Origin of the sequence: Streptomyces sp. NRRL WC-3618 (genome assembly GCF_001280005.1) — a bacterium.
Taxonomy (GTDB): domain Bacteria; phylum Actinomycetota; class Actinomycetes; order Streptomycetales; family Streptomycetaceae; genus Streptomyces.
The window spans coordinates 35,681-55,441 of the sequence record NZ_LGDW01000437.1 but is presented as its reverse complement, the minus strand read 5'-3'; the positions used below and the strand labels follow the sequence as shown (position 1 = coordinate 55,441).

The 19,761-nt window shown below is 71.4% G+C and carries 18 protein-coding genes and 1 pseudogene; 12 read left to right on the top strand and 7 right to left on the bottom strand.

Going from position 1 to position 19,761, the window contains the following annotated elements:
- The 6 genes from ADL01_RS28570 to ADL01_RS28545 all read left to right on the top strand — a co-directional run.
- On the top strand, positions 1–414 hold a 414-nt coding region (locus ADL01_RS28570), incomplete at its 5' end, for a DUF3151 domain-containing protein (protein WP_053744877.1).
- Between the two features lie 174 nt (positions 415–588).
- The gene (locus ADL01_RS28565; RefSeq protein WP_053744876.1) at positions 589–1,434 is read left to right on the top strand and encodes a tryptophan 2,3-dioxygenase family protein; all 846 of its coding nucleotides are present in this window, start codon (positions 589–591) and stop codon (positions 1,432–1,434) included.
- Complete coding sequence (gene kynU, locus ADL01_RS28560; RefSeq protein ID WP_053744875.1) at positions 1,427–2,641, top strand: kynureninase; 1,215 nt, start codon at positions 1,427–1,429, stop codon at positions 2,639–2,641. The genes ADL01_RS28565 and kynU overlap by 8 nt, the downstream gene beginning before the upstream one ends.
- Before the next feature lie 153 nt (positions 2,642–2,794).
- Complete coding sequence (locus ADL01_RS28555; RefSeq protein WP_053744874.1) at positions 2,795–3,700, top strand: alpha/beta hydrolase family protein; 906 nt, start codon at positions 2,795–2,797, stop codon at positions 3,698–3,700.
- A gap of 101 nt (positions 3,701–3,801) precedes the next feature.
- Positions 3,802–5,181: a sensor histidine kinase gene (locus tag ADL01_RS28550; RefSeq protein WP_053744873.1), complete on the top strand. Its 1,380-nt coding sequence runs from the start codon at positions 3,802–3,804 to the stop codon at positions 5,179–5,181.
- A complete protein-coding gene (locus ADL01_RS28545; RefSeq protein WP_053744872.1) occupies positions 5,178–5,852 on the top strand; it encodes a response regulator in 675 nt (224 codons plus the stop codon). The genes ADL01_RS28550 and ADL01_RS28545 overlap by 4 nt, the downstream gene beginning before the upstream one ends.
- Before the next feature lie 26 nt (positions 5,853–5,878).
- Here ADL01_RS28545 and ADL01_RS28540 read toward each other — a convergent pair whose 3' ends face one another.
- Positions 5,879–7,039 (bottom strand): lipid II:glycine glycyltransferase FemX, encoded by a 1,161-nt coding sequence (locus tag ADL01_RS28540; RefSeq protein WP_053744871.1) that lies wholly within the window; start codon positions 7,037–7,039, stop codon positions 5,879–5,881.
- Between the two features lie 188 nt (positions 7,040–7,227).
- Here ADL01_RS28540 and ADL01_RS28530 point away from each other — a divergent pair, with 188 nt between their 5' ends.
- Complete coding sequence (locus ADL01_RS28530; protein ID WP_053744869.1) at positions 7,228–8,451, top strand: cytochrome P450; 1,224 nt, start codon at positions 7,228–7,230, stop codon at positions 8,449–8,451.
- Here the strand turns inward: ADL01_RS28530 and ADL01_RS28525 are convergent.
- The 4 genes from ADL01_RS28525 to ADL01_RS28510 form a co-directional block, all read right to left on the bottom strand.
- A complete protein-coding gene (locus ADL01_RS28525) occupies positions 8,411–8,653 on the bottom strand; it encodes a hypothetical protein (RefSeq protein ID WP_078960807.1) in 243 nt (80 codons plus the stop codon). The genes ADL01_RS28530 and ADL01_RS28525 overlap by 41 nt on opposite strands.
- Before the next feature lie 69 nt (positions 8,654–8,722).
- Entirely contained in the window at positions 8,723–9,154 is a 432-nt protein-coding gene (locus ADL01_RS28520) for a hypothetical protein (protein ID WP_053744867.1), read from the bottom strand.
- Between the two features lie 406 nt (positions 9,155–9,560).
- Positions 9,561–11,177, bottom strand: a complete 1,617-nt coding sequence (locus tag ADL01_RS28515) for an ABC transporter permease (protein ID WP_053744866.1) — start codon at positions 11,175–11,177, stop codon at positions 9,561–9,563.
- Positions 11,174–12,103 (bottom strand): ABC transporter ATP-binding protein, encoded by a 930-nt coding sequence (locus ADL01_RS28510; protein WP_053744865.1) that lies wholly within the window; start codon positions 12,101–12,103, stop codon positions 11,174–11,176. The genes ADL01_RS28515 and ADL01_RS28510 overlap by 4 nt, the downstream gene beginning before the upstream one ends.
- A gap of 73 nt (positions 12,104–12,176) precedes the next feature.
- Here ADL01_RS28510 and ADL01_RS28505 point away from each other — a divergent pair, with 73 nt between their 5' ends.
- The 3 genes and pseudogenes from ADL01_RS28505 (at position 12,177) to ADL01_RS47905 (ending at position 14,433) form a co-directional block, all read left to right on the top strand.
- Complete coding sequence (locus ADL01_RS28505; RefSeq protein WP_053744864.1) at positions 12,177–12,719, top strand: GbsR/MarR family transcriptional regulator; 543 nt, start codon at positions 12,177–12,179, stop codon at positions 12,717–12,719.
- 511 nt (positions 12,720–13,230) lie between these two features.
- Positions 13,231–13,761, top strand: a pseudogene (locus ADL01_RS47910) (RICIN domain-containing protein); the annotation flags it as partial.
- A 45-nt stretch (positions 13,762–13,806) separates the two neighbouring features.
- Positions 13,807–14,433, top strand: coding sequence for a glycoside hydrolase family 11 protein (locus ADL01_RS47905; RefSeq protein ID WP_234354825.1), 627 nt, complete (start codon positions 13,807–13,809; stop codon positions 14,431–14,433).
- Positions 14,434–14,655: 222 nt separating this feature from the next.
- On the opposite strand, the gene ADL01_RS28495 is transcribed toward ADL01_RS47905, so the two are convergent.
- The gene (locus ADL01_RS28495; RefSeq protein WP_053744863.1) at positions 14,656–16,182 is read right to left on the bottom strand and encodes an APC family permease; all 1,527 of its coding nucleotides are present in this window, start codon (positions 16,180–16,182) and stop codon (positions 14,656–14,658) included.
- A 144-nt stretch (positions 16,183–16,326) separates the two neighbouring features.
- On the opposite strand from ADL01_RS28495, the gene ADL01_RS28490 reads away from it, so the two are divergent.
- Positions 16,327–17,721, top strand: a complete 1,395-nt coding sequence (locus ADL01_RS28490; RefSeq protein WP_053744862.1) for an ethanolamine ammonia-lyase subunit EutB — start codon at positions 16,327–16,329, stop codon at positions 17,719–17,721.
- A gap of 110 nt (positions 17,722–17,831) precedes the next feature.
- Complete coding sequence (eutC, locus tag ADL01_RS28485; protein ID WP_107091010.1) at positions 17,832–18,656, top strand: ethanolamine ammonia-lyase subunit EutC; 825 nt, start codon at positions 17,832–17,834, stop codon at positions 18,654–18,656.
- 132 nt (positions 18,657–18,788) lie between these two features.
- Here eutC and ADL01_RS28480 read toward each other — a convergent pair whose 3' ends face one another.
- A complete protein-coding gene (locus tag ADL01_RS28480; protein WP_053744861.1) occupies positions 18,789–19,685 on the bottom strand; it encodes a diacylglycerol kinase in 897 nt (298 codons plus the stop codon).
- Between the last annotated feature and the right edge of the window lie 76 nt (positions 19,686–19,761).

The window sequence follows — 19,761 nt, the reverse complement described above, 5'->3', positions numbered from 1 at the left end:
ACCCTTCCCAAAACCCCGCTCGGGGGCCCCCCCCCCCCCCCCCCCCCCGCCTCCCCCGGCCCCCGCGACCCCCCCGCCAACGCCGCCGCCCCCGCCGACGTCGCCGCGAAACACCCCACCTCCTCCCTCGCCTGGGCCCAGCTCGCCGACGACGCGTTCGAACGCGGCAGCGTCGTCGAGTCGTACGCCTACGCCCGCACCGGCTACCACCGCGGCCTCGACTCCCTGCGCCGCGCCGGCTGGAAGGGCCACGGGCCGGTGCCCTGGGAGCACGAGCCGAACCGTGGCTTCCTGCGGGCCCTGCACGCACTCGCCCGCGCCGCCGGTTCGATCGGTGAGCAGGAGGAGTACGAGCGCTGCACCCAGTTCCTGAAGGACTCCTCCCCGACCGCGGCCCAGACGCTCGGCCAGTAGTCCCCCCGTAGTTCCCCGTATTCCCCTGTCTGTACTGCGAGGCCCGCCTTTGACGTGAACAGGCGGGCCTTGCGCGGTCGGGGCACGATTGTGTTAGATGCCCCGGGGACCGGGGCCCCCGTGTCGGAATTCGGCAGGGGCGGACCGCTACCCGGAGTACAACAGGAGACAGCGATGTCCCTCCAGGCTCAGCCCCCCGAGGCTTCGGAGCCCGAGACCCCGCATCTCGACTTCGCCGGTACCACGCCGTACGAGGACTACGTCCAGGCCGACGTCCTCACCCACCTCCAGCACACCCTCTCCGACGACCCCGGAGAGATGGTCTTCCTGGTGACGACCCAGGTCATGGAGCTGTGGTTCACCGTCATCGTGCACGAGTGGGAGACCGCCTCGAAGGCGCTGCGCGGCGAGGACGTACCCACCGCCGTCGCCGCGCTCAAGCGTTCCGTGCGTGAGCTGGAGGCGCTCAACGCCTCGTGGCGCCCCCTCGCCCAGCTCACCCCCGCCCAGTTCAACTCGTACCGCGCCGCCCTCGGCGAGGGCTCCGGGTTCCAGTCCGCGATGTACCGGCGGATGGAGTTCCTGCTCGGCGAGAAGTCCGCGTCGATGCTCGTACCGCACCGCGCGGCCCCGCGCGTGCACGCCGAGTTGGAGAAGGCGCTGCACGAACCGAGCCTGTACGACGAGGTGTTGAGGCTGCTCGCCCGGCGCGGATACGCCGTTCCGGACGCCGTCCTGTCCCGGGACGTGTCCCAGCGGTACGAGCCCTCGGCCGAGGTCGAGGCCGCCTGGACCGCGCTCTACTCCGGTGACCCCGAGGACGAACTCGCGCGTCTCGGCGAGGCGTTGACGAACGTCGCCGAGCTGGTGTGGCGTTGGCGCAACGACCATCTCGTGGCCACCCGGCGCGCGATGGGCGCCAAGGCGGGTACCGGCGGCTCCGCCGGGGTGGCCTGGCTGGAGAAGCGGGCGCAGAAGAACGTGTTCCCCGAGCTGTGGACGGCGAGGTCCTATGTCTGAGTTGCTGCCCTCGAAGCCGGAGGTCGCCGCGAGGCTGGACTCGCGCGACGAACTCGCCAAGGTGCGCGAGAAGTTCGTGCTCGACTACGGCGTCACCTACCTGGACGGCAACTCGCTCGGCGCGCTGCCCGCGTCCGTCCCCGGCCGGCTCGACGACGTCGTACGCCGGGAGTGGGGCGAGCTGCGCATCCGGTCCTGGGACGAGAGCGGGTGGTGGACCGCGCCCGAGCGGATCGGTGACCGTATCGCCCCGCTGGTGGGTGCGGCGGCCGGGCAGATCGTCGTCGGCGACTCGACAAGTGTCAATGTTTTCAAGGCACTTGTGGGAGCTGTAAGGCTGGCGGGGGGTGGGGAGGGCAGCGGCCGGGACGAGATTCTCGTCGACGCCACCACCTTTCCCACCGACGGCTACATCGCCGAGTCCGCCGCCCGGATGACCGGCTGCACCCTGCGTCCGCTCGAACCGGGCGCCATAGCCGGGGAGTTGAGTGAGCGTACCGCCGCTGTCCTGCTCAACCACGTCGACTACCGCACCGGCCGGCTGCACGACCTGCCCGCCCTCACCGCCGCCATCCACGCGTCCGGCGCCCTGGCCGTCTGGGACCTGTGCCACAGCGCGGGCGCCCTGCCGGTCGGGCTGGACGAGCACGGGGTGGACCTCGCCGTCGGGTGCACCTACAAGTACCTGAACGGGGGGCCCGGTTCGCCCGCCTACCTGTACGTGAACCAGGCGCACCAGGAGCGGTTCGACTCCCCGCTCCCCGGCTGGACCTCGCACGCCGACCCCTTCGGCATGCGGCCCGAGTACGCCCCCGCCCCGGGTGCGACGCGCGGGCGGGTCGGTACGCCGGACATCCTGTCCATGCTCGCCCTGGAGTCGGCCCTCGACGTCTGGGAGGGCGTCGGCATCGACGCCGTACGGGCCAAGTCCCTTGCCCTGACCGACTTCTTCCTGGAGTGCGTCGACGAGTACGTCCCGGAGGGCCGCGTCGAGTCGGTGACGCCGGACGCGCACGCCGAGCGCGGGAGCCAGATCGCGCTGCGGTGCTCCGACGCGGGCGCGGTGATGGCGCGGCTCATCGAGCGGGGCGTCGTCGGCGACTTCCGGCGGCCGGACGTGCTGCGGTTCGGGTTCACTCCGCTGTACGTCGGCTTCGCGGACGTGGAGCGGGCGGCTCGGGTGCTGGGTGAGGTCGTGGCCGGCTGAGCCGGTGTGGATGCGGTTCGGTGGGGGCCGGCGTGTACGTCACGCCGGCCCTTCCGCGTGTCGGCGCACGTCACGGGGCCTGATAGCGTCCCGGCGACGGCCGAATTCTCTCCAGGTCCGCCAATTCCTTTACGTCGCTGAGAGGTTGGAGCAATGCCGGACGATGCCGTAGCACGTGAGCACGGCGCCGCGGGGGCCAGTGCCGCGGCCGCGCGCGCGGCGGAGGAGAAGTCGGCCTTCTCGCACGCGCCCGTCGACCCGGACGCCACCGCCGCGTACGGCGACCACCCCGACCAGGTGATCGACTTCTACGCCCCGCAGGGCCCCCGGTCGCTGCCCGACGACAGCAGCGCGCCGCTGGTCGTCGTGATCCACGGGGGTGCCTGGCGGGCGCCGTACGACCGCCGGCACATCACACCGTTCGCCGCGTTCCTGGCCCGGCGCGGGTTCGCCGTGGCCAACGTGGAGTACCGGCGGGGCGACGACGACCCCGCTGTCGCCGGGCGCTGGCCCGACACCTTCGACGACCTCGCGGCGGCGCTCGACGCCCTGCCCGCCCTCGCGGCGGCCCGCCTTCCGCAGGCCGACCCGCGCCGCACCGTCGTCACCGGGCACTCGGCGGGCGGTCACCTGGCCCTGTGGGTCGCCGCCCGGCACCTGCTCCCCGCCGACGCGCCCTGGTTCCTGCCCCGCCCCGCCCCCCTGCGCGGAGTGGTCGCCCTCGCCCCGATCGCGGACTTCGCGGTCGCCGAGAAGCTGGCCGTCTGCTCCGACGCCGCCCGTCAACTCCTGGGCGGCGAAGGGCACTTCGCGGAACGTCAGCCCTACGCCGACCCGGCGCTGCTGCTCCCGACCGGGATCGCGACCACCCTCGTACAGGGGCGCGCCGACACCGACGTACCGGAGATCGTCGCCGAGTCGTACGCGGACGCGGCGGCGAAGGCCGGTGAGGTGGTCGGGCTGACGCTGCTGGCGGACGTCGGTCACTTCCCGCTGATCGACCCGGTGGCGGACGCGTGCGCGGTGGTCGCGGAGGAGATCGCCCAACTGGCGTGGTGAGGGCCTCGTAGCGGTCCCCGGCGGGCGCCGTAGTACCTGAGACGGACGGCGAAGAACCCCTCTCACTGCTGACGACCGACGCCCGTGTGCCGCCTACCGTGATGGGTGTGACTGAGACGACCCACACGCAGACGAAGCCCGGGCCGAGGCCGGCGGGCGACGGTCTGTCGAACAGCCCCGAGTTCCGGCTGGCCATGGACGCGCTGGCGGGGCTGCGCGCGGACCTGCTGGACGACCCCTTCGCCTACCGCCCGCTGCCTCCGCGGGACAAGCCCGGCCAGATCGCCCGGGCCCTGCCCGGGAGGCTGCGCCCGTACGCGGTCTGGACGCGGCACGCCCTGGTGTGCGCGGCCGGGATGCTGGCCGTGCTCATCTCCTTCGCCCAGACGGGGGGGAGTCTGTTCGAGGCGCTGGTGATGAGCGTCTTCTCGGCGGGGCCGATCCTGCTGACGCTGGTCCGGCCGGTCGGGGCCTTCTGGTTCTCCCTGACCTCGCTCCCGATCGTCGCCGTGATCGGCCAGTCCGGAAACGGTGACTGGCCGTTGCTGCCTTCGAGCACCGTCACCCATCTGGTGGTGCTGACGGTCGTGGCGGTCCGGACCCGGCCGCGTACGGCCGCCTGGATGTGGGCGCTGACGGCGGCGTACTGCATGGTCGCCGAGGGCCTCTTCGGCAACCGCTACCTCAACAGCAACGCCGTGCCCTTCCTCTTCGTCTCCGCGCTGGCGCTGCTCGTGGTGACCGTGCTGCTGGTGCGCCGGGCCGCTGAGCAGGAGGTCACCGCGCAGCAGACGGTGACCGCGCGCGAGCGGTCCAAGCGCACCCTGCTGGAGGAGCGCTCCACCATCGCGCGCGAGCTGCACGACGTCGTCGCGCACCACATGATGGTCGTCGCCATCCAGGCGGAGGCGGCGCCCTACCGGGTGGAGGACCCGCCCGAGGAACTGGCGAAGGCCTTCGCGACGATCCGCGAGAACGCGGTGGCCGCGCTCACCGAACTCCGCCGGGTCCTGGGCGTCGTACGGGCGGAGGACTACGAGGCTCCCGACGCCCCGCAGCCCACCCTCGCCGACCTCGACGCGCTGCTCGCGAACGTGCGGGAGACGGGCCTCGCCGTCGACAAGGTGGTGACGGGCGCGGTGCGTGAACTCCCGCAGGGCGTCGAGCTGTCGGCGTACCGGATCGTGCAGGAGGCGCTGAGCAACACGCTGAGGCACGCGCCGGGTGCGAGCGCGCGGGTCGAAATCGGGTACGTGCTGGGCGGGTTGGGCCTGCGGATAGTCAACGGCCCGGCGGCGGAGGTGTCGTTCGTGAAGCAGACGCCGACGCAGGGCGCGGGCCAGGGTCTGACGGGGATGCGCGAGCGCGTCTCCATGCTGAACGGCGAGATGACGACGGCCCCGACGGCCGACGGCGGCTACGAGGTCACGGTCTTCCTGCCGGCGGCGAGCATCGCGGACGAGGGCGGAGAGGGGGCATGAGCGCCCGTACGATCCGCGTACTGATCGCGGACGACCAGATGATGGTCCGCGAGGGCTTCTCCGTGCTGCTGAACGCGATGCCGGACATCGAGGTCGTCGGCGAGGCGGTGAACGGCCGGGAGGCGGTGGACCGGGTACGCGAACTCGCCCCGGACGTCGTCCTGATGGACATCCGGATGCCCGAACTCAACGGTATCGAGGCGACCCGGGAGATCGTCGCGGCGGACAGCGCGGCGAAGGTACTGGTGCTGACGACGTTCGACCTCGACGAGTACGTGTACCAGGCGCTGCGGGCGGGCGCGTCGGGCTTCCTGCTGAAGGACGCGTCGGCACGCCAACTGGCGGACGCGGTCAAGGTGGTGGCGGCCGGCGAGGCCCTGCTCGCCCCCTCGGTCACCCGGCGCCTGATCACCGAGTTCTCGAAGCTCTCCGAGGCGCCGCGTCTGATGCCGGGCGCGCAGGCGGCGTACGGCGATCTGACCGACCGGGAGACCGAGGTGCTGGTGCTCATCGCGCAGGGCCTGTCGAACGTGGAGATCGCGGGGCGGCTGGTGGTCGCCGAGTCCACGATCAAGACGCATGTCAGCCGCATCCTGGTGAAACTGGGGCTGCGGGACCGTACGCAGGCGGCGGTGTTCGCGTACGAGGCGCGGCTGGTGACGCCGGGATGAGGGGAACCGGGGTGCGGGGCGGGGGGTCATCTGCGGCCGAGGTAGACCCCCAGTGCCCGGTGCAGCAACTTGCCCTGGCTGCCCACCGGTAGTTCCCACTCGCCGAGGTACTCCACCGCCCGGCCGCCGGCCCCCGTCTTGAAGCGGAGCCGGCCGAGCAGCCGGTCCTCGGTGAGGGTGGGGGTGATGGAACGCAGGTCGTACGTCTCGGCGCCCGACGCCCGCGCGTCGCACAGCATGCGCCACAACAGGGCGCTGCTGGGCCGCAGTCCGCGCCCCCGGCGGCCGGACGCGGGGTACGAGTGCCAGGCCCGGGAGCCGACGTTGATCATGAGGGCGCCGGAGAGCACCTCACCCTCGTACTCGGCGACGTACAGGCGCAGCCGGTCCTCGTCCGAGTCGTTCAGGGCCTGCCACATGCGCCGGAAGTAGTCCAACGGGCGGGCCTTGAAGCCGTCGTGGGCGGCGGTCGCGGTGTACAGGCGGTGGAACTCGGGCAGGTCGGCGTCCGACACCCACGAGACCAGGACGTCCGCCGACTCGGCCGTACGCAGGGACTGTTCAAAGTACGGGGCGAGGGCGCCACGAAGGTCGTCCTCCGTGCGGCCCGCGAGCGGTATGTGGCATCCGTAGCGCGGCTGGCCGAGGCCGAAACCGCTGCCGTCGTCCTCGTCGCAGGGCCGCCACCCGAGCCGCCGCAGCCGCTCCGCCGCGTCGAGCGCGTGTCCGTCGATGCCGGCGGCGGGCAGATCACGCAGATGCCGCACGTCGGGGTCGGCGATGCCCGCCGTCACGGTCGCCGCGTCCCAGTGGCGTACGACCAGGGGCGGCCCCATCCGCACCGCGAACGCCCCGATCCGCTCCAGGTGGGCGACGAGCGGGTCCAGCCAGCGTTCCAGGCGCGGGGTCCGCCAGTCGATCGCGGGTCCGTCGGGCAGGTACGCGAGGTAGCGCCGCGTCCCGGGCATCGGCCGGTACAGGACGAGCGCGGCGGCGACCATGGCGTCGTCAGGAGCCCCCGCCGCCTCGCCCGACGGCTCGCCCTCGAACCAGCCGATGCTCTCGGGCAGCCAGTCGGGCTTCACGCCGCCCCACTCGGGGATCTGGAGATGGCTCGCGTCGGGAGACCGGCGCAGATGGGCCAGATGCTCCTCGCGCGTGATCTCCCGCACGTACAGGCTGGTCATGGGTGGGGTACTCCTGTTCGGGGGCGGCCACCCTAAGCCGGAGATCACCGGACGGGTCAAGGGTTCCCGGGAGAAGGACGGGAGAAGGTTCGCCGACGGCGACCCGAACTCCGCCCTGCGGCGGCCGGTGGCGCCGTACGGTGGGACGTCCCTGGTCAGATGGGGGTGACTCGGGCTAGCGTCCACGCATGGCAGCTCCTTCCGACCTCGCTTTCGACCCCTGGGACCCGGCGTTCGTCGCGGACCCGTACCCCGCGTACGCCGAACTGCGGGCCCGGGGCAGGGTCGTGTACTACGAACCCACGAACCAGTGGCTGGTCCCGCACCACGCGGACGTCTCGACGCTGCTGCGCGACCGCCGCCTCGGCCGCACCTACCAGCACCGTTTCACCCACGAGGACTTCGGCCGCACCGCGCCCCCGCCGGAACACGAGCCGTTCCACACCCTCAACGACCACGGCATGCTGGACCTGGAACCGCCGGACCACACCCGCATCCGCCGCCTGGTGTCGAAGGCGTTCACGCCGCGCACGGTGGAGGGCCTCAAGCCGTACGTGGAGCAGCTGGCGGCGAAGCTCGTGGCCGACCTGGTGAAGGCGGGCGGCGGCGATCTGCTGACCGACGTGGCGGAGCCGCTGCCGGTCGCGGTGATCGCGGAGATGCTGGGCATCCCCGAGGGCGACCGCGCCCCGCTGCGCCCCTGGTCGGCGGACATCTGCGGCATGTACGAGCTGAGCCCGTCCGAGGAGACCGCGGCGAAGGCGGTACGGGCGTCGGAGGAGTTCACCGAGTACCTGACCGGCCTGATCGCGGCCCGCCGCAAGGAGCCCGGCGAGGACCTGATCTCGGGCCTGATCGCCGCGCACGACGAGGGCGACCGCCTGACGGAACAGGAAATGATCTCGACGTGCGTGCTGCTGCTCAACGCGGGCCACGAGGCGACGGTCAACGCGACGGTGAACGGCTGGTGGGCGCTGTTCCGCAACCCGGCCCAGCTGTCGGCCCTGCGCGCGGACCACTCCCTGATCCCGTCCGCCGTGGAGGAGCTGATGCGGTACGACACCCCGCTCCAGCTCTTCGAACGCTGGGTACTGGACGACATCGAGATCGACGGGACGGTGATCCCGAGGGGCAGCGAGGTGGCCCTGCTCTTCGGCTCCGCCAACCACGACCCGGAGGTGTTCACCGCCCCCGGCTCACTGGACCTGACCCGCACGGAGAACCCGCACATCTCCTTCAGCGCGGGCATCCACTACTGCATCGGCGCTCCGCTGGCGCGGATCGAGCTGGCGGCGTCGATGGGTGCGCTGCTGGAGGGTGCGCCGACACTGGCGTTGGCGGCGGAGCCTGCCCGGAAGCCGAACTTCGTGATCAGGGGGCTGGAGGGGCTGCGGGTGAGCGTCGGGACCTGAGCCGGGATCCGAGGCCCCGCAGGACCGCCCAGACGCCCAGGCCGCCTGCGGTGCCGGCGAGGCTCAGCAACGGCAGCTCGGCGTGGAGGACGCTCCAGTCGGCGCCCTGCTCGAAGCGCCGGACCCGGCCCGGGGCCCGCACGGCCCACACCGCCAGGCCCGCGCCCGCCCCGAGGGCGGCGGTCAGACGTAAGAATGACAACGGCCCGGGCACGCCCGGACGGGCATGCCACCGCCGGCCCGTGCGTTCAGGGCTCTTGGCCCCGGCCGCCTACTCGTGGCTCTCGAACCTCCATGCCTGCCGCTGGTCGGCAACCTCCAGCGGCCGCAGAGCGAGCCGCGGCGGGAAGATCCGCAGCAGGCTCATGTCCAGCGCCAGCTCGTACCCGTCGATGGGGCCACCGGGCACGACGATGTGGAAGGTCTGCGGCTCCGCCGCCTGGTAGAGCGCCCACGGGCGGGGCTCGGTGCTCCCCATGATCATCTCGTTGACGTTCGGGTCGTTGTCGTACGTCAGGAAAGTGCCATGCCGGAGGTTCCTGATGACGATGGTGCCGTCGCTACGCCCCTCCACCTCCCACTCCTGCTCGCCGGGGTTCCCGGTGGGCGGGAGCAGTAGCGCGAGGTCCTTCGGCTCCATGAGCGTGATCAGCTGCTCACCGCGCTTGGTGATGGCATAGACGCCGTTCGGGATGGGTGCCACGGTCGACTCCACTCTGGTAGGCGGCGCCGCCAGGGCGCCGCGCACTACTGGGCGAGTCGCATTCAATCGCCGCATGCCTGGCCGTACACGGACGAACCGCCGGAGCCTCACTCCATCGGGCCTCGCACCCGACCTCTTGCCGAGGACCGAACGCCCGCGCCCCGTCGCCTCCCCGAACCGGACCGCCCCGCCGCCGCCGATGAAGGCCGGACCCCGTCCCGCCTCGGCTTTCGCCGCTTGCCGGGCGGTCTTCCGCAGCGCCGCGTACGGGCGGATCACGACCGCGCGTTCCTCGCCCCAGTGGCGCGCAACGGCACAGGGGAGCAAGGCGGGGCAAGTAGGGGACGGTCAGACGGAGAGGGGGCCGCTTGCCGCGTCAGCCGCCGCCATCGGGCGGGGTCCGCGTTTACGCCGTCACGTCACGCCGCCGGAGTCCCACCAGCCCCGCCGAAACCAACCCCACCGCCACCCCCGTGAGCACCAGCACCGGCGTCCAGCTCATCTCCCCACCCGGCACCTTCGGCAGATGCCAGAACGGCGACAGATACAGCACCGCCTGCGGCACGTCCAGCGCCGGGCCGATCCACCCCACCAGCAGCGTGAACCCGGCAACTCCCCAGGCCCCGACGGCCAGTCGGGGCGACAGCCCGTACAGGAGCACCGCCAGTCCGCCCAGCACCCACACCGCCGGGACCTGCACCAGACTCGCCCCGATCACCGGGCCCAGCTCCTGCCCGTACCCGAGTGCCAGGCCCAGGCCGCTCAGCAGCAGGATCAGCACCGCGCCGCCGAAGGCGATTGCCAGGTGGCCCCCGGCCCAGCGCAGCCGGCCCACCGCGTTCGCGAGGATCGGCTCGGCCCGTTGGGAGGTTTCCTCGGCGTGCAGCCGCAGTACCGACGAGACGACGTACAGCGCCGCCACCATGCCGAACATGCCGACCATCGTGGCGAGGAACGCGTCCTCGATGCTCGACTGGCCACCCATCCGCTCGATGATCTGCCGGGTTTTCGCGTTGTCGCCGACCAGGTCGGCCGCGCCCTTGGTGAGCCCGCCGAAGGCGACCCCGGCCGCGAAGAACCCGACGCTCCAGCCGAGGACGGCGCCCCGTTGCAGTCGCCAGGCCAGCGCGCCCGCCGTGCCCAGGCGGCCGGTCGCCGGGCCGGGACGGGTCGGGACGAAGCTCATGCCGACGTCGCGGCGGCCCGCCAACTCATAGGCCAGCCAGCCCTGTAGCGCTGTCGCGGCCACGAACAGCCCGAGCACCCACCACCGTTCGTCGGCGAACGGCCGTAGGTTCTCCAGCCAGCCGATCGGCGAGATCCAGGTCAGCGCGGACGAACCGTCGTCCGTCGCCGAGTCGCCCGCCGCGCGCAGCACGAACGCGGCGCCGAGCAGGCCGCCCGTGAGGCCCTTGGCGAGTCGCGCGCTCTCCGTGAACTGGGCGACGATCGCCGTCAGGGTGGCGAACGCCGTGCCCACGCCCGCGACGCCCAGGCCCAGCGCCAGCGCCCCCGACGCGCCCCGGCCCGCCAGGCCGCCCGTGATCAGCAGCGCCAGCGCGGCGTTGGCGACCAGGGCGGTGAGCAGGGCCGCCGTCAGCGGTGCCCGGCGGCCGACCATCGCCGACGAGATCAGTTCCTGGCGTCCGCTCTCCTCCTCGTCGCGGGTGTGCCGTACGACGACGAGCAGGCTCATGACGGCGGCGAGGATCGCCGCGTAGCCGCCGATGCGCCAGGCGGTCAGACCGCCGATCGAGTCGCTGAACACCGGGCCGTACGTGGCCCTCAGCGAGCTGTTGGTGAGCAACTGGCGGGCGAGGTCCGCGCGTTCGGCGGGAGTGGAGTACACGCTCTCCAGGGAGCCCGGGAGGGAGAGGACCAGGAGGGCCGTCACCGTCACCCACACCGGGACCAGCACCCGGTCGCGCCGCAGGTCGAACCTCAACAACGCCCAGGTGCCCGCCAGTTGGCGCGCACCGCCCGAACGGGCCGCGAAGGCGGCAGGGGTCGCCGTGGCGCTCATCGGGCCACCGTCCCGGCCGGCGAGGAGGGCGTCTCGTCCTGGTAGTGGCGCAGGAACAACTCCTCCAGCGTCGGTGGTGTCGACCTCAGCGACCGTACGCCCGACGCGGTGAGCGAGCGCAGTACCGCGTCCAACTTGTCGGTGTCGACCTGGAGTTGGACGCGGTTGCCGCTGACGTCGAGATCGTGGACGCCCGGCAGCCGCGCCAACCCGTTGGGTGCGCCCGCCAGTTCCGCCGTGATGCTGGTCCGGGTGAGGTGGCGCAGATCGGCGAGGGAGCCGCTCTCGACGGTTCGGCCGGCGCGGATGATGCTGACCCGGTCGCACAACTCCTCGACCTCGCTGAGGATGTGGGAGGAGAGGAGGACGGTGCGGCCCCTGTCCCGTTCCTCCGCCACGCAGCGCTGAAAGACCTCCTCCATCAACGGGTCGAGCCCTGACGTCGGCTCGTCGAGGATCAGCAGGTCCACGTCCGACGCGAACGCCGCCACCAGCGCCACCTTCTGGCGGTTGCCCTTCGAGTACGTGCGGCCCTTCTTGGTCGGGTCCAGCTCGAACCGGTCGATCAGGTCGGCCCGGCGCCCCTTGTCGAGCCCGCCGCCGCGCAGTCGGCCGTACAGGTCGATGACCTCGCCGCCGGAGAGGTTGCGCCACAGGGTGACGTCGCCGGGGACGTACGCGATCCGGCGGTGCGCCTCGACCGCGTCGGCCCACGGGTCCCGGCCCAGGATGCGGGCGGTGCCGGAGTCGGCGCGCAGCAGGCCGAGGAGGACGCGGATCGCCGTGGACTTCCCGGCGCCGTTGGGGCCGAGGAAGCCGTGCACCTCGCCGGTCTCCACGGTCAGGTCGAGACCGTCGAGGGCGTGTGTCTTCCCGAACGACTTGTGCAGCGCGGACACCTCGACTGCGGGGCTGGCCTTCGTCATGTTTCCGAACGTACGCTTACTTCAGAAATTTGTGAAGTTAAGGAAGTGTATGAATGGCAGTTACACTCGGCCCATGAGGGAACGGACGGAGCGGACGGAACCGCGTGAGGCGGTGGCCGCCGCAGAGGGCGTGGCGGGACGGGATCCCGAGGCGGTGTCCCGGTTCGTCGAGAGCTTCGCCGCCCAGCTCGTCGAGGCCGGCATGCAGCGCATGGCCGCCCGCGTCTTCGCCGCGCTCCTGGCCTCCGACGCCGGCGCCCTCACCTCCGCCGAACTCGGCGAACAGCTCCAGGTCAGCCCGGCCGCCGTGTCCGGCGCCGTGCGCTATCTGTCCCAGGTGCACATGGTGTCGCGGGAGCGCGAACCCGGTTCGCGGCGCGAGCGGTACCGGGTGCACAGCGACCAGTGGTACGAGGCGCTGACCAACCGCGACGCCGTCCTCAAGCGCTGGGGGCAGACCCTGCGGGTGGGCGTCGACAGCCTCGGCGCGGAGAGCCCCGGCGGCCGGCGCATCGCCGAGACGCTCGCCTTCTTCGAGTTCATGGAGGGCGAGCTGACCAAGCTGATGGAACGGTGGCACGAGGAGCGGGCGAGGATCTTCGGCCAGGGTTCCTGACGCGGGGCACCGTTCCCGGCGGTCCCGTACTCCCGGCGGTCCCGTACTCCCGACGGTCCCGGTCACGAACTCCCTTGGTGGTGTGGGCTCTTGGCTGCCTTGGTCTGCTCGGCCTGAAGTACGTAGAGACGTGACCGCGGAAGTGATCCCGGCCCCGGAGGGAAACCGAAGGACCGGAACACTCCTGGTGCGCGCTGCCCGTTGGAGCCCCCTGCCTCAGACATCAACAACAGGAGACAAGCGATCCGCCGGGGGAGCGACCCTCTCCGACCGACATGCCACCGGTGACGCTGGACCAGCCCAGGACGCCCGGCTCGGTGTCCTTCCGGGCCAAGGCCGTGGACACCAAGGGCACCAGGGTCACCCGGCCGCTGATCAACGCCTGCCGCACCACGAGGTGACCTGGAAAAAGTTTCCGGCTCAAGGCAACCCTTTGCGGGGCCTGTTACCACAAGGAGTCGGATCCGGCGATTCCGGTAGCTGCATCCACCTTTCCTCTGGTGTGAACGGCATGCAAGGAGAGCACCTCCCCATGAAGAACCCCACGAACGGCGGACGCCGCGGGCGGCACCGCCGTCGCTGGACAGCGACCGGTCTACTGCTCGGCGCGCCCGCGCTCGTCGTGCCGTATCTCCTGTTCTCGCAGGAGGACTCGCAGGCCGCGACGGTCGACGCCAACGCCTACTACCGGCTGGTGTCGGTGAACAGCGGCAAGGTGTTGGATGTCAACGGCTACTCCACCGCCGCCGGCACCCGCATCCAGCAGTGGACCGACCAGCACACCCCCAACCAGCAGTGGAAGCTGAAGCCCACCCGGGACGGCTACTACGAGCTGGTGAACCGCAACAGCAGCAAGGTGCTCGGCATAGCGGGCGGTTCGACCGCCAAGGGGGCCGCCGCCGAGCAGCAGAACGACAGTTCGTCCACCGCCCAGGAGTGGCGGATCAAGGATGTGAGCGGTTCCACGGCCGTCACCCTCACCTCCCGCAGGAGCGGCCAGCTCCTGGACGTCCGCAGAGGCTCCAAGGCCGACGGCGGGGCCGTCATCCAGTACTCCGGCACGGGCGGCGCCAACCAGCAGTGGAAGCTGGTGAAATCGGCCGCGACCCAGCCGGCCGGGACCGGCACCGCGCAAGCCGGTACGGCCGTCACCACGAACCAGACCGGCACCGACAACGGCTACTACCACTCGTTCTGGACCGACACACCGGGCACGGTCTCCATGAACCTGGGCTCCGGCGGCAACTACAGGACCTCATGGAGCAACACCGGGAACTTCGTCGCCGGCAAGGGCTGGAGCAACGGTGGACGCAGGAGCGTGACCTACTCGGGGACCTTCAACCCGTCCGGCAACGCCTACCTGGCTCTCTACGGGTGGACGTCCGACCCGCTCGTCGAGTACTACATCGTCGACAATTGGGGCACCTACCGGCCCACGGGAACGTACAAGGGCACGGTCACCAGCGACGGCGGCACATACGACATCTACCAGACCACGCGCTACAACGCCCCGTCCGTCGAAGGCAACAAGACCTTCAACCAGTACTGGAGTGTGCGGCGATCGAAGCGGACGGGCGGCACCATCACCACCGGCAACCACTTCGACGCCTGGGCGCGAGCGGGAATGCCCCTCGGCAGCTTCAGCCACTACATGATCCTCGCGACCGAGGGATACCGGAGCAGCGGCAACTCCACCATCACGGTGGCACCATGAGCCCCCGAACACGTCTCGCGTGACGTCCCCTGACGACGACACCGGCCGTTGTCGCGCCGGCCGCCGCGGGCACTCTCACCGTCAACGCCGCCCCTGCGCGGGCCGTGCGCGCCGGGTGGGTTTCTTCACGTGGCACGGGGGTTCTCGCTGTAGATCAAGCTATTCGTCTCAGGCCCCGATCGCTTCGCGCCCGGGGCCTGAGAACTCGATGACGAGCTGTCGCTACCGCTCCTTCGTCTCCTCCAGCACCGTCCGCCCCAGCAGCGCGTACCGTTCGGGGGCCCGGTGCTTCAGGTAGGTGGCGTAGCCGATGCCCGCCGCCGCGATCAGCGCGACCAGCCACGGGGTCGACCTGAGGACCAGTGAGTCCGACTCCGGGCCCGCCGCCACGCCCATGTTGGACACCAGGAGCACCACCACCGCGAGCATCGCCACGCCGCCGATGAGCGGGGCCGTGAACGTCCTGAACCAGTGGCGGCTCTCCGGGTGGTTCTTGCGGAAGTAGGCCAGGACCGCGAAGGAGCAGACGGCCTGGACGACGAGGATCGCCATCGTGCCGAGGATGGCCAGCAGGACGTACGTACCCGTGTACGGGTCCTTGTGCGCGGCCCAGAAGGCGAGCAGCAGGACGGCGCTGATGATCGTCTGGACCAGGCCGGCGATGTGCGGGGAGCCGTGGGAGGCGTGGGTGCGGCCGATGGTGCGCTTGAGGGAGGGGAGTACGCCCTCGCGGCCCAGGGCGTACATGTAGCGGGCGGCGCAGTTGTGGAAGGCCATGCCGCAGGCCAGCGAGCCGGTGATCATCAGCCACTGCATGACGACGACGGCCCAGTGGCCGACGTAGTGCTCGGTGGGGTTGAAGAACAGGGCGAGGGGGTTCGCGGACGAGGCCGCCGCGACGGCTTCCTTCTCGCCGTTGCCCGTGATGGCCATCCAGGACACGAAGACGTAGAAGACGCCGACGCCCAGGACGCTGATCATCGTCGCCTTGGGGATGATCTTCTTCGGGTCGCGGGACTCCTCGCCGTACATCGCCGTCGACTCGAAGCCGACCCATGACCAGAAGGCGAAGAAGAGGCCGAGGCCGGCGCTGGTGCCCTGGAAGGCGTTGACCGGGTTGACCGGGCCGAAGGTGAAGCCGTTCGGGCCGCCGCCGTGCAGGGCGACCGAGATCGCCATCGCGGCGAGGATCGTCACCTCGGTGCCGAGCAGGACGACCAGCAGCTTCTCGGCCACCGACACCCCGAACCAGGTACCCGTGGCGTTGATCGCGAGCATGACGATCGCGAACACCCACCAGGGCACGTGGACGCCCGTCTGGTCCTTCACGGTCGTGGTCGCGAACGTCGAGAAGATGCCGATCAGGGCGGGCTCGAAGACGACGTACGCGAAGGTGGCGAGCAGCCCGGAGGCGAGGCCGACCGTGCGGCCGAGGCCGTAGGAGATGAAGCCGTAGAAGGCGCCGGTGGACGTGATGTGCTTCGCCATCGAGGTGAACCCGACGGCAAAGATTGCCAGGACGACCATTGCGACGAGATAGCTCGCCGGAGCGCCGATGCCGTTGCCCGACGACACCATGAAGGGCACGTTGCCCGTCATCGCGGTGATCGGCGCGGCGGTGGCGACAGCCATGAAGACGACGCCGAGCAACCCGATCGCGTTCGGCTTCAGCCGGTGAACCGTCTCCGCGTCGGTGCTGCCCACACTGTCCGTACTGTCCGCCGAGGCTACGCCCTCGTCCACTGCCATCGGGTGGCCCCTTCCTGGTTGTGCTGCCGGTGGGGTGGAACTCTGTCGCCCGAATGAGTCGGTCAAGGGTGTCGGGGCGTTAAATGTTTGTCAACCAGACCTTTAGAAATCTGACGGCAACACGTGCCTCGTACGGTCGTCGCCATGAGCACGTACTCCTCGACCCTCGGCGGCCACCGCTACCGCTTCGACTCCCTCGCGCGCCTGCTCGCCGCCGCGAGCCCCGAGCGCTCCGGCGACCGGCTCGCCGGCCTCGCCGCGGACTCCGCCCAGCAGCGGGTCGCGGCCCGCTGGGCGCTGGCGGAGGTGCCGCTGACCCGGTTCCTCGCCGAGCCGGTGATCCCGTACGAGGACGACGACGTGACGCGGCTGATCGTGGACACCCACGACCCGGTCGCCTTCGCGCCGGTGGCCGCGCTGACGGTGGGCGGCTTCCGGGAGTGGCTGTTGTCGGAGGCGGCGGATGCCGAGACCCTGGCCGCCGTGTCGGCCGGGCTCACGCCCGAGATGGTGGCCGCGGTGTCCAAGCTGATGGGGAACGCCGATCTGGTCGCCGTGGCGCGGAAGGTGCGGGTCGTGACCGCCTTCCGGTCGACGATCGGGCTCCCGGGGCGGCTGGCCACCCGCCTCCAGCCCAACCACCCGACCGACGACCCGGCGGGCGTCGCGGCGGCGCTGCTGGACGGTCTGCTGCTGGGCTCGGGCGACGCGGTCATCGGCATCAACCCGGCGACGGACAGCCCCAAGGCCGTACGTGACCTGCTGGAACTGCTGGACGGGGTCATCCAGCGGTACCGGATCCCCACGCAGTCCTGCGTGCTCTGCCATGTCACGACGAGCGTGGACCTGATGGAACGCGGGGCACCGGTCGACCTGGTCTTCCAGTCCATCGCGGGTACGCAGGCCGCGAACGCCTCCTTCGGAGTGACCCTGGGGCTGCTGGACGAGGCGTACGCGGCGGCGGGGGAGCTGAACCGGGGGACGGTCGGGCAGAACGCGCTGTACTTCGAGACCGGGCAGGGCAGCGCGCTGTCCGCCGACGCGCATCACGGGGTCGACCAGCAGACGGTGGAGGCGCGGGCCTACGCGGTGGCCCGGCGCTACGACCCCCTGCTCGTGAACACGGTGGTCGGCTTCATCGGCCCCGAGTACCTCTACGACGGCCGCCAGATCCTCCGCGCCGCCCTGGAGGACCACTTCTGCGGCAAGCTGCTCGGCCTGCCCATGGGCCTGGACATCTGCTACACGAACCACGCGGACGCCGATGACGACGACGTGGCGACGATGCTCACCATGCTCGGGGTCGCGGGCGCGTCCTTCGTGATCTGCACGCCGGGCGGCGACGACATCATGCTCAACTACCAATCCGCCTCGTACCACGACGCGTTGTACCTCCGCGAGGTCCTCGGGCTGCGCCCGGCACCGGAGTTCGAGGCCTGGCTGGACGGTATCGGCCTGCTGGACGAGCGGGGATCGATCCGGGACGTCTCCGGTACGGCACATCCGCTGACGGCGATCGGAAAGGAACTGGCGGCATGACGGATCGTCAACTGGCCTCTGTATCCGACGATTTGACTGTGTCCGATGATTTGACGGTGTCGGATGATTTGACGGTGTCGGATGACCTGACGGTGTCTGATGACTTGACCATGTGGGCGGCGCTGCGGCGGCACACCCAGGCCCGGATCGGTCTGGGCCGCGCGGGCTCGGCCCTCCCGACCCGCCACCGCCTGGAGTTGCAGGCCGCGCATGCCGCCGCGCGGGACGCGGTGCACTCGCCGTTCGCCCCGGAACTGGTCGCCGCCGCGCTGCCGGGCATCCCGACGGTACGGGTACGCAGCGCCGCCGGCGACCGGCTCACCTACCTTCAGCGCCCCGACCTGGGGCGCCGCCTCGACGCCGTCGACCGCGCGCACCTGCCCGGCGGCGACTGGGATCTGGTGTTCGTCGTGGCCGACGGGCTGTCCAGCCGGGCCGTGCACGAGCACGCGGCGCCGGTGGTGCGGGCGACGACGACACTGCTGCCCCCGGGGTGGCGGGTGGCGCCGGTGATCCTGGCCGAGCAGGCGCGGGTTGCCCTCGGCGATGACGTGGCCCACGCCATGGGTGCCGCGATGGTGGTCGTCCTGATCGGCGAACGGCCCGGTATGTCGGCGGCGGACTCGCTGGGGGCGTATCTGACGTACGCCCCGCGCCCCGGTACGACCACGGACGCGGACCGCAACTGCCTGTCCAACATCCGGCCCCCGTTGGGTCTGCGGTACGAGACGGCGGCGGCGAAACTGGCGGGGCTGATGGGGAGGGCGGCTGAGCTGGGGCTGACGGGGGTGGGGCTGAAGGACGAGTCGGATTCGCCCCCGCCGCCCCTTCCCGTCCCGTCCTCGGGGGCGCTGCCCCCGAACCCCCGCTCCTCAAACGCCGGAGGGGCTGAAATAGCAGCGCCGGCCGGCACCTCCAGCCCGTCCGGCGTTTGAGGACGAGGCCGTACAGGCCGAACATTTCCAGCGCCGCCCACGCATCTTCAGCCCGTCCGGCGTTTGAGGACGAGGCCCCTTCAGGGCCGAAGCGGGGGTCTGGGGGCGGCAGCCCCCAGGGGCAGCGGGGGCTCACCCCGGCAACGTCAGCCCCCACGCACCCTCGCGCACCACCCAGGTCCGCCGCCGCACAGGCCCACTCACCGCCCCCGTGTCCGCCCGGTACCGGAAATCCGTCCCCGACACCGTCACCCGTACCCCCACCGCGTCCAGCGGCGTCGCCTCCGCCCCGACCGACACCGGGCGCACCTCCACCCGGGCGCCCCCCGGCACCCCCGCCGTCAGGGTCACCGCCTCCACCGGCTGGTCGAGGTCCACGAGAGTCACCCCGTCCACCTCGATGCGCAGCCGCGAGGGCCCGGGGCTGCCCGTCGGTGGGGCCACCCGGGCTCCCCGCGCCCCTCGGACCGGCCGTGCCGCCAGGGTCCGTACAAGGGACTGGCAGGTCCTGAGCCAGGGACGACCCGGACCCCCGGTGTCCGTCCCCGCCTCACCGGAGCCGTCGGCGCCGAAGTCGGCCCACCCCCGTACCGCCGGGATCCGGACCGCGCCGACCACCACGCCGTCGCTGTCGTCGACGAGAAGGTCCAGGCGGCGTTCGGCGCCCTCGAGGACGGCCCGCGCCGCCGCCACCGTGCCCATGGGCACCCCCAGCGAACGGGCGAGGGACAGGACAGCGGTCGCCCCCACCGGGACGACGGACAGTGCGCATCCGGCCAGTTCCCGCTGCCGGTGCAGCAGGGCCACCGTACGCAGAAGGGCCCGGTCGTCGCCGATGACGACCGGCCTGCGGGAGCCCCTTCTGGCGAGTGCCCGAGCGAATTCCTCGGGCCCTTCCGGAAGGCACACTTTTGTCCTCGCACCCGCGCTGAGCACGTCTTTCGCGATTCGTACAGACTCGCCGTCCGTCCGCCGGGCGACCGGGTCGATGACCACGAAAAGCTGGTCGGAAGTCGCCACCTCGGTCATGCCTCGCTTCCTCGGGTAGCATCTTTGTGCAAGAGCCCCTTGCGCTATTGCGCCAGGGGCTTGGTCTATTCCGGGG